The 13,003-nt window shown below is 48.6% G+C and carries 13 protein-coding genes; 4 read left to right on the forward strand and 9 right to left on the reverse strand.

The window, feature by feature from the left end:
• Positions 1 to 65 precede the first annotated feature (65 nt).
• The 6 genes from ACRJJO_RS20985 to ACRJJO_RS21010 all read right to left on the reverse strand — a co-directional run bounded on the left by ACRJJO_RS20985 (position 66) and on the right by ACRJJO_RS21010 (position 5,538).
• Positions 66 to 1,307, reverse strand: a complete 1,242-nt coding sequence (locus ACRJJO_RS20985; RefSeq protein WP_431067531.1) for a TIGR03862 family flavoprotein — start codon at positions 1,305 to 1,307, stop codon at positions 66 to 68.
• Positions 1,308 to 1,823: 516 nt separating this feature from the next.
• Complete coding sequence (locus ACRJJO_RS20990; RefSeq protein ID WP_431067521.1) at positions 1,824 to 2,147, reverse strand: HesB/IscA family protein; 324 nt, start codon at positions 2,145 to 2,147, stop codon at positions 1,824 to 1,826.
• Positions 2,148 to 2,163: 16 nt separating this feature from the next.
• Positions 2,164 to 3,270, reverse strand: a complete 1,107-nt coding sequence (locus ACRJJO_RS20995; protein ID WP_431067522.1) for a cysteine desulfurase family protein — start codon at positions 3,268 to 3,270, stop codon at positions 2,164 to 2,166.
• A 12-nt stretch (positions 3,271 to 3,282) separates the two neighbouring features.
• Complete coding sequence (locus ACRJJO_RS21000; RefSeq protein ID WP_125219062.1) at positions 3,283 to 3,762, reverse strand: Rrf2 family transcriptional regulator; 480 nt, start codon at positions 3,760 to 3,762, stop codon at positions 3,283 to 3,285.
• A 289-nt stretch (positions 3,763 to 4,051) separates the two neighbouring features.
• Positions 4,052 to 4,807 carry a serine O-acetyltransferase gene (gene cysE, locus ACRJJO_RS21005; protein WP_431067523.1) on the reverse strand — a complete coding sequence of 252 codons (756 nt, stop codon included), beginning with the start codon at positions 4,805 to 4,807 and terminating at the stop codon, positions 4,052 to 4,054.
• 2 nt (positions 4,808 to 4,809) lie between these two features.
• Positions 4,810 to 5,538: an RNA methyltransferase gene (locus ACRJJO_RS21010; RefSeq protein WP_431067524.1), complete on the reverse strand. Its 729-nt coding sequence runs from the start codon at positions 5,536 to 5,538 to the stop codon at positions 4,810 to 4,812.
• A 92-nt stretch (positions 5,539 to 5,630) separates the two neighbouring features.
• On the opposite strand from ACRJJO_RS21010, the gene suhB reads away from it, so the two are divergent.
• The 4 genes from suhB to ACRJJO_RS21030 all read left to right on the forward strand — a co-directional run bounded on the left by suhB (position 5,631) and on the right by ACRJJO_RS21030 (position 10,543).
• Positions 5,631 to 6,440 (forward strand): inositol-1-monophosphatase, encoded by an 810-nt coding sequence (suhB, locus tag ACRJJO_RS21015; RefSeq protein WP_431067525.1) that lies wholly within the window; start codon positions 5,631 to 5,633, stop codon positions 6,438 to 6,440.
• Positions 6,441 to 7,040: 600 nt separating this feature from the next.
• A complete protein-coding gene (locus ACRJJO_RS21020; RefSeq protein ID WP_431067526.1) occupies positions 7,041 to 8,441 on the forward strand; it encodes an NfeD family protein in 1,401 nt (466 codons plus the stop codon).
• A complete protein-coding gene (locus tag ACRJJO_RS21025) occupies positions 8,434 to 9,198 on the forward strand; it encodes a slipin family protein (RefSeq protein WP_431067527.1) in 765 nt (254 codons plus the stop codon). Before ACRJJO_RS21020 ends, ACRJJO_RS21025 begins: the two co-directional genes overlap by 8 nt.
• A gap of 565 nt (positions 9,199 to 9,763) precedes the next feature.
• A complete protein-coding gene (locus ACRJJO_RS21030; protein ID WP_014149214.1) occupies positions 9,764 to 10,543 on the forward strand; it encodes a motility protein A in 780 nt (259 codons plus the stop codon).
• A 362-nt stretch (positions 10,544 to 10,905) separates the two neighbouring features.
• On the opposite strand, the gene ACRJJO_RS21035 is transcribed toward ACRJJO_RS21030, so the two are convergent.
• From ACRJJO_RS21035 to ACRJJO_RS21045, 3 genes are read right to left on the reverse strand one after another with little or no spacing between them, the layout of a single operon-like run.
• Positions 10,906 to 11,502 carry a CDP-alcohol phosphatidyltransferase family protein gene (locus ACRJJO_RS21035; protein WP_431067528.1) on the reverse strand — a complete coding sequence of 199 codons (597 nt, stop codon included), beginning with the start codon at positions 11,500 to 11,502 and terminating at the stop codon, positions 10,906 to 10,908.
• Entirely contained in the window at positions 11,499 to 12,257 is a 759-nt protein-coding gene (locus ACRJJO_RS21040) for an endonuclease/exonuclease/phosphatase family protein (protein ID WP_431067529.1), read from the reverse strand. Before ACRJJO_RS21040 ends, ACRJJO_RS21035 begins: the two co-directional genes overlap by 4 nt.
• A gap of 6 nt (positions 12,258 to 12,263) precedes the next feature.
• Positions 12,264 to 12,767 carry a CDP-archaeol synthase gene (locus ACRJJO_RS21045; protein WP_431067530.1) on the reverse strand — a complete coding sequence of 168 codons (504 nt, stop codon included), beginning with the start codon at positions 12,765 to 12,767 and terminating at the stop codon, positions 12,264 to 12,266.
• Positions 12,768 to 13,003: the final 236 nt, after the last annotated feature.

Here is a 13,003-nt window from a genome sequence, read left to right on the forward strand (position 1 = left end):
TTTCCTCTTTCCTCTTTCCTCTTTCCTCTTTCCTCTTTCCTCTTTCCTCTTTCCCTGCTCACTGCTTACCGCTCACCGCTATCTAAATCACCCAACCATTCCAAAACCCCGTTTCCAGCCACAAATCCGCTCGCAAAACAAGCCGTCAATAAATAACCGCCGGTCGGAGCTTCCCAATCGAGCATTTCGCCGGCACAAAATATGCCTGGCATGTCTTTCAGCATCAAACAGTCGTCGAGCGCTTCGAACATCACGCCGCCTGCGCTACTGATCGCTTCGTCGAGCGGTCGGGTTGCCGTTAATCGAATCGGTAAAGCTTTGATTTTTGAAGCCAATCGATGCATATCGCGATAATCGTCCGCATCGGCTAATTCGCGCAGCAATGCGGCTTTAACGCCTTTTATGCCGGCGGATTTTCTTAAGAAATTGGCCAGCGAATTTTTGCCTCGCGGCCGGGATAATTTATTTATCAGTGCCTGTAGCTCGGTTTCGGGGAGTAAATCCAATATCATCACCGCCACACCGATTGCATCGATTTGCTCGCGCAATTGCGCCGACCATGCATAAATCAAGCTGCCTTCGACGCCGTATTGCGTAATAGTAAACTCTCCATTTGTAGGGTCCGAGATACCGCCTGCACTAACGCTTACCGCTACAGACTTGACCGCTTGCCCGGCAAAAGCCTCGCGAAATCGATCGCTCCAGGCCGTTTCAAAACCGCAATTCGATGGTCTAAGAGACGCTACAGGAATATTACGATTAACCAGACAATCAACCCAAACACCATCCGAACCCAGTTTCGACCAACTACCACCGCCCAATGCCAAAACCGTGGCATCGGCACGAATCGATCTTTCGCCTTGAGGCGTTAGAAATATCAACTCGCCGGTTTCGGACCAACCTTGCCAACGGTGACGCATGTGAAAAATAACACCCGTTTCACGCAGACGATGCAACCAGGCGCGCAGCAAGGGCGCTGCTTTCATGTCGGTTGGAAATACACGCCCGGAACTGCCGATAAAAGTTTCGACACCGAGATCGCGCAACCATTTTCTAAGTTGATCGGGACCGAACGCATCGAGCATCGGCTTGATGACGCCGCTTCGTTTACCGTAGCGCGATAAAAAAATATTGTAGGCTTCGGAATGTGTAATATTCATACCGCCCTTGCCGGCCATCAAAAACTTACGACCGACCGACGGCATCGCATCGTAAACACCGACCCGAACGCCGCTTTGACTTAACGCTTCAGCAGCCATAAGCCCGGCAGGGCCTCCGCCTATAATTGCAACGAATGGCTGTATCAATCGACGGGAATTATGTCGAGTATACAGATGAGAATGATTGAGCACGAAAGGTTCCGAATGAAGACTTTTGCTGCAAAAGAGTTGAAGCAAAATGAGGAGATTAGCCAAGACTGCCGAAAAAAAGCGATTTTAGCTAAGAATTTGGTCGTAAATAATTTTCCTATTAAGGAGGGTTCGATTGCTCGATTGCTCGATTGACAGGTGTCGGCGGCAGGGAAAGCCGCCGTCAAGCCTACACGGACATATTTACGGCGTCCTGTCAAGCGAGCTACCGAACCCTCAACAAAGCTCATAGCTCCTGGACGTTATTTATCACGAAATACTAAAGATCTATGTTCCTGCTTTTTAATCTCAAAATATCCGGGAAATTGCTGGTTATCATGGATTATAAATCGCTAGGTGCAGCGTATGCATCATGCACCTAGGCCGGGAGTTGTGTCGAGTTCGGTAGCTTAGAAAGGTGCGCGATGCACTTCCTACGGTACTCGCTTTGAATTTTCTATTTCTGGACAGGGATCACACCGAAAAACTTTCGCCGCAACCGCACATGCCGGTGACATTCGGATTATTGAATTTGAATGCTTCGTTGATACCTTCGCGGCGATAATCCAACTCGATTCCATCAATCACAGCGAGATCGTCTTGCGTCGTAATGACCTTGACCCCGTATTTTTCGAACACACGATCGCCTTCATGAACTTCATCGGCATAATCGATCGTATAAGCGAAACCGGAACAACCGGATTTTTTAACGCCTAATTTCAAACCCACGCCGCTGCCGCGTTTGTCCAATTGTTTTTTAATTTGTTTTGCCGCGCTCTCGGTTAAAGAAATCGCCATTCAACACCTCTTAACATTAGGTTCGATTCAAAATAGTTTTTAAACATTTCACAAAATCGGTAATATCCGCTTCGGTATTGGCTTTACCCAAACTGACGCGCAAAGCGCTTTTGGCTAAATCCCGGGTAACACCCATCGCCGTCAAGACCGGACTCGGCATGCCTCCACCACTGGCACAAGCCGAACCGCTCGATACCGCAAAGCCTTTTTTATCGAGTTGCATCAACAACATCTCACCATCGACGCCGTCAATCCCGAATTGCACGGTATTGGGTAATCGCTCTACCGCTTGACTAAAAATAGTTGCGTTCAACTCCGCCAATCCCTGCTCCAACAGCTGCTTTAAATCAAGTATTTGATTTCGCCATTGCGGCATTTCAGAAAGGGCCAATTCTGCCGCCTTACCGAAACCGACGATTGCCGCGACATTTTCGGTACCTGCTCGGAAACCTTGTTCTTGACCGCCGCCGAGTTGCAAAGGTTCCGGTTCTGTGCCTTTTTCGACAATCAACGCACCACTACCTTTGGGGCCGTAAATTTTATGACCGGATATCGACATCAAATGAACATTGAGCGAATCGAACACCAACGGAATTTTTCCGGCCGCCTGCACCGCATCGGTATGGACTATTGTTCCCTGCTCGCGCAACACGCCGGCCCCCTCGGCGATAGACTGTATCACTCCGGTTTCATTATTAGCCAATATCAAAGAGGCAAAATTAGGTCTATTTGCACAGTATCGCGCGAAAGATTCGCGCTCGAAGATACCGTTTTCATCAACTGCCAGAACATCAACCGAGCAACTACGATTTCGCAAGCGTTCGACTGGCTCCGTAATGGATGGATGTTCAATACTGGAAATCAATAATCGCGAATGACTTTCGATCGAGTTTAATGCCAAATTATTCGATTCGGTGCCTCCGCTGGTAAAAAGTACCTGACCGGGAGAGACGCCGACAAGCGCAGCGACTTGCTCCCTAGCCGTTTCAATCGCACTACGCGATAATCGACCGATCCGATACAGAGCCGACGGATTACCGTAAAAAGATTTCAAAAACGGCAGCATCGCCTCTAAAACGCGCTCATCGAGCGGCGTCGTGGCATTATGATCGAGATAGACCATGCGTTTGAAAACTTAGGCGCCGACTCTTTGTTGCCGATGAATTTCGACCACTTTTGTATCTTGTTCTTGCCGCTTGGCAACTTCCTGAACATGATGTCTCGTCAATAAATCGCCGAGGCTGATGCCTTTTAAGTATCCCCGAATCTGATCGCTAAGCCCCATCCATAAGTCATGAGTCAAACACGCTTTGTTGTTTTGGCAATTGCCTTCGCCGGCACATTTAGTGGTATCCAGCGGTTCATCGACGGCCTCAATGATTTCGGCAATATTGATCTCGCTCGCCGCACGGCTCAGACGATAACCCCCGCCGGGCCCGCGCACACCGGTAACCATGCCTGCTCTTCGTAAACGAGCGAACAACTGTTCCAAATAAGACAAAGAAATAGTCTGGCGAGTCGCGATATCGGTTAAAGTAACCGGATCTTGTTGACTGTGATAAGCCAGATCAAGCATGGCTGTTACTGCATAGCGGCCTTTTGTGGTTAATCGCACAACCTAATCCTCAAATAGCAAATCAATGCGCATTACTATACTTAACCAAGCAAATTAGTCAACTTTGAAAGAAACTCATTTGGATTATACCGATCGTAAATCAAAATTCGGCACCGAGGTACCCGTCATATGGCAGGTACTGGCAAAGCATTTGTCGGACACTCCCCCCTACGCATCCTTGGACACTACCGAAATTTGAAGTGCCAAAGGTATAACGTCCCCCAAGAGCAAGAAAAACAGCAGATGTTCATCTTTCATCTTTCACCTTTCACCTTGCCCCTTAAACTTTTCAAATCTCATCCAACTTATCGCTCTTATAATCATCTTCCGGAATCGACTGGTCAGGACAGGCGATACCGGCATCTTTTAGCGCTTTTTTCATTATTTCAAGCCGCCCGTCCACGGCTTGCATATGATCCAACATATGATTAATTGCCTTAGCGACAGGATCTGTCATGTCGTCACTGGTACCGTAAGCATCGAAACCCATTTTTGCGGCGATTTTTTTTCGCTCGGAATCGGATTTTTTGGTTTTAGGATCAATCACATGTCCGGGTATCCCAACCACAGTCGCGCCCGCCGGAACCGATTTCAACACGACTGAATTCGAACCGATGCGCGCACCCTCGCCGATTTCAATCGGCCCTAGTACTTTGGCACCGGCCCCCACGACAACTCCGTCATGCAAGGTCGGATGTCGCTTACCTTTGTTCCATGAGGTCCCGCCTAGCGTAACACCATGGTAAAGCGTACAGTCGTCGCCGATCACTGCAGTTTCGCCGATTACGACCCCCATGCCATGATCGATAAAAAAACGTCTGCCGATCGTCGCCCCCGGATGAATTTCGATCCCAGTCAACCAACGGCCGATATGCGATATAAAGCGTCCAAACCATCGAAAACCGGCTTGCCAACAGAAATGCGCGACTCTATGAATCAACAATGCATGAAAACCGGGATAAGCGGTAATTACTTCAAACACCGTTTGTGCTGCTGGATCCCGTTCGAACACGCAATCGATATTCTCTTTGATTTCTCGCCACATAATTAGCCCTTCTTTTTATTGCCTTGCGACATTCGCAAAATTCCGCGCAATAGGTCCACCTCTTTACTCTCTAGACGAGCCCGGTTATAGATTCTACGCAAACGTCGCATCACAGACTTCGATTTATCGGGATGCATGAAGCCGATATCGGATAGCGCTTCGATCATGTGCTCGTAAAACGCTTCCATCTGAGCGGCTGTCGCCAACAAGCCTTTGCCTTTATCACCGGCAGCGACTTCATAATCCTGGCCTGAAGCTACGAATAATTCATAAGTAACCACCTGTACGGCGGCGGCAAGATTTAATGAACTGAAGTCTTTGTTGCACGGGATTCGCAATAAATAACGACACAGGTCCAATTCATGATTTTTCAACCCGGAGTGTTCTCTACCGAATACGATTGCAGCCTTATGGTCGAGCGCTTCGGTTTTCAAGAGATCAGCACATTCTCTAGGCGTCAACTCCGGCCAACTAATCGTGCGGCAACGAGCACTGGTTCCTACGACAATGGAACAATCGGCGACAGCCTCTTGCAAGCTGTCGCAAATTAAAGCGGAACTCAAAATATCGTCCGCCCCGGAAGCTCTGGCAGTGGCATCCGCGCAGGGAAATTGCTTCGGAGCAACCAAAACCAAATTTTTAAGGTTCATATTCTTCATGGCCCGGGCAACCGCTCCAATATTGCCGGGATGAGAGGTTTCGACCAATACGATTTTAATATTCGACAACAATGCGTAGCCCCGCCATTTGAAAAAACGGAAAATTTTAACAAAAGATTTGATATGCTATTGATATTTTCTAATTCAGCTTCATATCAAATATCATGCATCCCATGCTCAATATTGCCGTGCGCGCCGCCAGAAACGCCGGTGAGATAATTTCCCGCTCGGCCGACAATGTCGGAAAACTTCAAATCAACCGGAAAGGCATCAACGATTTCGCGACCGAAGTCGACCGCATGGCCGAACAGGAAATCATCAAAATCATTAAAACCGCCTTTCCCGATCACGCGATTTTGGCTGAAGAAAGCGGCGAACACAAAGGCAACGATTTCGTTTGGATTATCGACCCGCTGGACGGTACAACCAACTTCCTACACGGTTTTCCTGTCTATGCCGTATCGATAGCTCTGCAAGTCAAAGGCAAATTGGAACTCGGCGTGGTTTACGACCCGTTACGCGATGAATTGTTTACCGCCGAACGCGGCGGCGGCGCGATGATGAATAACCGGCGCATCCGCGTGACCAATCAAGCCGGACTCAAAGGCGCACTCATCGGAACCGGTTTTCCGTTTAAAAGTCAGCAACATCTCGATGCCTACCTCGGCATGTTCCGGACCATACATGCCGATTCCGCAGGTATACGCCGTGCCGGAGCGGCAGCACTCGATCTAGCCTATGTCGCAATCGGCCGACTCGACGGTTTTTGGGAAATCGGATTACATCCTTGGGACATGGCGGCCGGCATCCTGCTGATCAAGGAAGCCGGCGGCGTCGCCACCGATTTTGCCTTTCAAGATAATTACATGGAAACCGGCAACATTATCGCTGGCAACCCCAAAATGCACCAGGTCATGTATAAAGCCATCGAACCTCATGTTACCGAAGCATTGACCCGGTTAAAAGCGAAATAAATCGGCCTTCGGTGGAGCGAGTACTTACTTCTCCTAATCCCTTTATACTCAAAAAATGGTTAACTTTATGAAGGTATGGGGTGTGCCTAGCGAGGATGTCGGCAGCAAGGAGCTGCAGTGAAGCCCCCATGGATGGGTTTATGGCGGTCCTCGATAGACACATCCCATACCTTTTATTCTTAGACGGTTTTTCAATCAAAAGGGAGTAATTTAGAAATAAAGAGAGGAGTTAGCTGAAAACCAACTTGGCTTTCTTAATGGAAGGCCTTGTCTCGTTCCCACGGCCCTCCATAAAGGATGGATACCGATCTTGCCTCGGCAGCCAACGTATGGGTTCCCACGGAGTACCGTGGGAACCAGAAAAAACCCGCCTCGGCAGAGTGGGTACTTACGGTCCCATAAGCGCTAAATTAAGGAAAAAACGCGCCATGAATGGCAATGTCTAGAGCCTCATCCCAACATCCGCCGCCTGTAAGAGCGACAAACTCGACACCTTTCCTGGCAAACACCAGCCGAACAAATAACAACTATTGCCGATGAGCCATTCATGGCGTAGACTCGAGATAGCCGCATCTGCTTGGAATAATCAGGTAGCTATTCATGAAAAGACACATCGACCGCCGCACAGTCCTGCCGCTACTTTTTGTCATGGCTTTGTTTATCAATTCCGTCTCGGCTGAAAATAATCAAGCTGCTATTCCCGCAACAACGATTGTACAATTGACCATTCAAGATGCTATTGGTCCTGCGACTTCGGACTATATCGAGCGCAGCATGGACAAGGCTTCCGAATCCGGAGCTAAAGCGATATTGATCACGCTCGACACGCCGGGCGGCCTCGATACGTCGATGCGACAAATCATTAAAAAAATCATCGCCTCGCCGATCCCGGTGATCACTTATGTCACACCGGGCGGGGCACGAGCCGCTAGCGCCGGAACTTATATCCTTTACGCAAGCCATATCGCCGCAATGACGCCGGGAACCAATCTAGGCGCCGCTACACCGGTACAATTAATCGGCCCAACCGAGACCCCGGGTGAACATCCCGGCAAAGATCAATCCGCCGACCAGACTTCTTCAAACAAATCGCCTAAAAACGCAATGGCGCAAAAAGCCATTAACGATGCAGTTGCATATATCAGAAGCCTGGCCGAAATGCGCGGCAGAAACGCCGATTGGGGAGAACAAGCCGTTCGTGAAGCGGCAAGTCTTTCGGCCGAAAAGGCCCTAAAACTCAATGTTGTCGATATCCTGGCTACCGATGGATACGAATTGTTAAAACAACTCGATCAACGAAAAATTAACGTACTCGGGCGCGATATCGTTTTATCGACAGACAATGTAGCGTTTCAAGCATTAGAGCCTGACTGGCGAAGCGAATTATTGGCAGTAATTACTAATCCGAATATCGCTTATATCTTACTTATTGCCGGAATTTACGGCCTGATATTCGAATTTTCCAATCCCGGAGCCATCGTCCCGGGCACCATTGGCGGCATTTGCTTATTGTTGGCGCTTTTCGCATTTCAAGTCTTACCGATTAACTATGCCGGATTCGCATTGATTCTTTTAGGCATTTCACTAATGATCGCCGAAGCCTTCGTACCTAGTATCGGCATACTCGGTTTCGGCGGCTTGACCGCGTTCGTGATCGGTTCCGTCATTCTAATGGATACCGATGCCCCCGGATTCGGCATCGACATTGCCTTAGTCGGCGCTTTCGCGCTTACCAGCGCAGCATTCTTGATTTTCGCCTTAGGCATGTTGTTAAAATCCAGGCAAAAGCCCATCGTAAGCGGCCGGGAAGAATTGCTTGGCGAAACCGGTATTGCACTTGCCGATTTTACCGACCTAGGCCCCGTCCGTATCCATAGCGAAATTTGGCAAGCCCGCACCCGCGAAACACTCAAAAAAAACCAGCGGGTTCGCGTAACCGGCCGGAACGGCCTTATCCTCGAGGTTAATTCCACGCCCAACCAGGAGCACAAAGATGTTTGAATATTTCGGTTTAATTTTCGGCAGTTTCGCGTTGCTGTTATTGATCAGCGCATTTAGAATTTTACGTGAATACGAACGCGGCGTGATTTTCACGCTTGGCCGCTTTTACAAAGTCAAAGGCCCCGGCTTCATAATCGTGATCCCGATCATTCAACAAATGGTCAGGGTCGACCTACGTACCATCGTCATGGACGTACCGTCGCAAGATGTCATATCTCGCGACAATGTCTCGGTCAAGGTCAATGCCGTGGTTTATTTCCGAGTCATCGACCCTGACAAGGCGATTATTCAAGTCGAAAACTTTTACGAAGCCACCAGCCAATTGGCTCAAACGACGCTTCGCTCAGTGCTGGGCCAACATGAGCTGGACGAAATGCTGGCCGAGCGCGACAAATTGAATATCGACATCCAAACCATTCTCGACCAGCAAACCGATGCCTGGGGCATCAAGGTCGCGAATGTCGAAATCAAGCATGTTGATCTCGACGAAAGCATGATAAGGGCTATCGCCAAGCAAGCCGAAGCAGAACGCACCCGCCGAGCGAAAATCATTCATGCGGAAGGCGAAATGCAAGCCTCGGAAAAATTATTGCAAGCCGCGACGATACTCGCGCAACAGCCACAAGCCATACAACTTCGCTATCTGCAGACGTTGACCGAGATCGCCGGAGAAAAATCGTCAACGATCGTATTTCCGCTACCGATCGACATCGTCAGTAATATCATTAAAGGCCAAGCCACCGAAGCGAGTTCGTAAACTGATGCGAAGGATGCTGAAGCGAATCAATCGACGACAGCGAGCACTTCCAATAATATGTTGAGCATTCTGAATCCCGTTCGCCCTGAGCCTTATCGAAGGTTGGGCGGTATTTAGAATGCTCGCCCAAAAAAGGGGCGCTTGGAATCCGCTCATGCTTCGACTTGGCTCTGCATGAACGGTCTACAACACATGCCAACTGCTCTTTTTAGGTTTATAGTTTATAAAGTAACGTTTTGCTATGTTACGTAAGTGATTTACTCTTTGATCCCGTCTTTTCCGGGTTAAGCATTTTCAATCTTTATCCGAAATCCATTTAACAAGACGAACTCTGTGCTATTTTTACAGCTATCAAATGTCCAACATTCAGAATTTCATCATTTCCTCGAAACGTACAAAATCATGAATACCATCCTGTATTAAGAGTGCATTTGGCCTCTGACCGAGATCATCTGCTTTTTTACGAAGGATTTCATGACTAATAACTTTCTGGAGCCATGAGGTTTGCAGATATTTGCATCATGCCATGCAATCTTAGTCATATAACTAATAGAATAGAGCCACTGTGAAACAACCTGTCTACATGGATTTTGCTACCATCTTCGGCCCATTTGTCGCCTTATGCGCGATTGCCGTCGCTGTATTGCTGGACCACGGAAACCCTTTTTCCTTAATCAACGGACCTTCGATCATTTTAGTCGCCGGCGGTACGCTGGGTGCGACAATGATGGCTTACCCGCTAAAAACCTTCGCCATGTTGCCCAAATATATTTGGCAAAGCTTCAGAATGGAAAAGCCAAATCCGCATGCGCAAATTAATTTATTCGTTAAATTAGCCGACCGAGCTCGCCGAGGGGGCTTGCTGGCATTGGAAGAGGATATGCTTAAGATCAAGGACCCTTTCATTCGCAATGCGTTGATGTTGGTCGTCGACGGCATCGCGCCGGATGAAGTGAGGCGCGTCATGGAAAACGATAATGAAATGACTTCGCAGCGCCATCAAACAGGTATTGCAATGATGTCGACAATGGCCGGCGTGGCTCCGGCCATGGGCATGATAGGAACCGTCGTCGGTTTAATCGGCGTTATGGGCAATTTATCCGATCCTTCGCAATTAGGCCCTTCGATCGCGGTAGCGTTTTTAACGACGCTCTACGGTTCTTTATTAGGCAACTTGGTATTCAGTCCGATGGGCAATAAACTCAAACAAAAAGATAAAGAAGAAATGTTTATCCGAGAAATGATTATTGAAGGAATCTTAGCGGTGCAGGAAAGCGAGAACCCCCGCATCGTCCGGCAAAAACTCGAGTCTTTCCTCCACCCGGCTCTCAGAACCCATCGATAAACCTAAAAAGAGCAGTTGAGAGAGTTGAGAGCCTCAAACTACCGTTCGTCCTCAGCCCTTCGAATGCGCTCAGGAGAGCCCTTTCGAAGAGTGAACGGTAGTTTGAGGTTTCACCAAGCCGATGAAAGTGTTGTAGCCCCTTCATGCTTCGACTTGGCTCAGCACGAACGGTCTACAACACATGCCAAACAGGTCTTTTTAGGATAAACTCAAGACTAGCGCCGATCACAACTTTCTGCTTTAAAAAACCGAGCCTTTTCCGGCGAATCTAAGCGGCGTAGCGCAATCCGGGCTACGTTTAATAAGAGCAGAACACCAAACGCCCCTCTCGAGCCGCCCTTTCCCCTTTCCCCTTTCCCCTTTCACCTTTCACCTTTCACCTTTCGAACCACATGCCAAAGCGAACGAACGTCGGAGCGCGGATTTTTCAATAACAAGGTAATAACGATCTCTTCGAAAGCCGCTAAAATACAAATAACCGCCGCGACGCGAAACGGCCAAATAGGCCCGCCCAGAAACATCAGATATAAACTCCCCCCCATCGAAGCGGCTGCTAATTTAACGCTCCAGGTGTGATAACTGGTAAACCGGCCGAATTTCAAGAGCCCTGCCGCCGATGGCAGCAAACAACTGGCGACAATCAAAATAACATAAAACCATTCGCGCGCAACGATTTCGGGCCACAACCACCAACAACTCAACGCGATCGTCAAATAGGTAATAACATCGGCCCAACTGTCGAGTACCGCGCCGAATTCTGAAACCTGTCCGGTTAAACGAGCCGTCCAACCATCCAACAAATCGGTCAAGAAAGCGACCGCCAATAAAATCATGAAGGCTACTGCATATCCGTTCCAAGCCAGCCACAATAAAAAAGGCGCGGCAACAAAACGAAAGCCGGTCAAAAGATTCGGTAAATTCCATTTAGACGTCTCATTAGGGTCGAGCATTTTCATCATATTTCGAATGTGGCCGCCAGCGGCGAATGATCGGATAATACATGCCAAGGCGCATGAGCCAAACGCTCGCAAAATAACGGCACTAAACCCCGAAAATAAATTCTATCCATAGGCAAGATAGGCAACCAAGCCGGAAAAGTTCGGGCATAGCGGCCATGCGTGGACCTGAATACCTCTTTGAGATCCAAGTGTTCGTAAAAATAGCGTTCGGCCTGCCCCAACCAATCGTTGAAATCTCCGGCCACGATCAACGGCGCATCGTGCGGAACATGCTCATCGATCCTTTCGCAAAGCTTAGCGACTTGCAGGCGACGCTCCTTGCCGGTCAACCCGAAATGGATACAAACGATGTGCAATGGTTGAATATCCGCTTTCAAGCGAACCACGCCATGTAGCAAACTTCGGCTAGCCCACGGAAAAGGCGACACATTGATATTTTCGTAACTTTCGAAAGGATATTTGCTCAAAATAGCATTGCCATGATGACCGGCATTGTAGATCGCATTTTTGCCGTAAGCGTAATAAGGCCAGACACCTTCGGCGATGAATTCGAACTGCGAACGTTCGGGCCAATCCGGAATGCTCTTTTCGCGGTGCACATGCTCGCCCTGCATTTCTTGCAAAAACAATAAATCGGCATCCGCAGCAATCAAAGCCTCTCGGATTTGGTGCAGAACGAACCGCCGATTGCCGACATTAAAGCCTTTGTGAATGTTATAAGTCAAAACCCGCAAGTGATTGTCTTTTAAGCTCATAAGGATTTAGTAAGGACGTTTACGGATATGCAGGCGATATAAAATCGGCGAGACGAACTCTTCGATCGTAAAAAATAATAAGACAACTGCGGCGATATCGAGCCCGTTCAATGCCAACTGCGACTTCAACAAAACCACCGGCAACAGCGATTCCGGAATCGTATCAAGTCCCCGTGCATGGCTACTTTCGACCATTCCTCGTCGTCGCTTGACATAACTAGCCGACAAATCGCCAATCATTGCCAACCCGCCAAACGCGGCGCCGACCGCCAACCCATAACCCATCGACCAAGATACGGCGGAGACTAAGCCAATCGAGCTCAAAATGCCGCGCCAAGTCTTCGAACTTCCGAACAACGGTCGACCGTCGGATAATATAACACCTGCATCTACGGGCCATGCAAAACGCCTTCTGAACAATTTCCAGGCAATGACCGGCGCACCGTTGGCAACGAGCAATAATAGTAAAGCATGAATTACGCCTTGCCAGTAAAACACAATTTCAGTCATGAAAAGCAGGGCAAACGCATTAAAACACTGTAGAAAATCATATAGTTAAAATATTCCTTTTTCCTGGTTAACTATAAAGATTTAGTTTATTTGAAACCTAAATAAGGCTTTGTGTCGCTATCGCGACACTTATGTGTAGTCGGTTCGCGGACCGACAACCGCGATACTGCTACGAAACCCGTCCCTGGGTTTCGCCCTGCGGGCCAGCTAAAGCTGTTCAAAATCGCTCCAGGCGA

The sequence above is a fragment of the Methylotuvimicrobium sp. genome, from assembly GCF_050611805.1.
Lineage (GTDB): Bacteria > Pseudomonadota > Gammaproteobacteria > Methylococcales > Methylomonadaceae > Methylotuvimicrobium.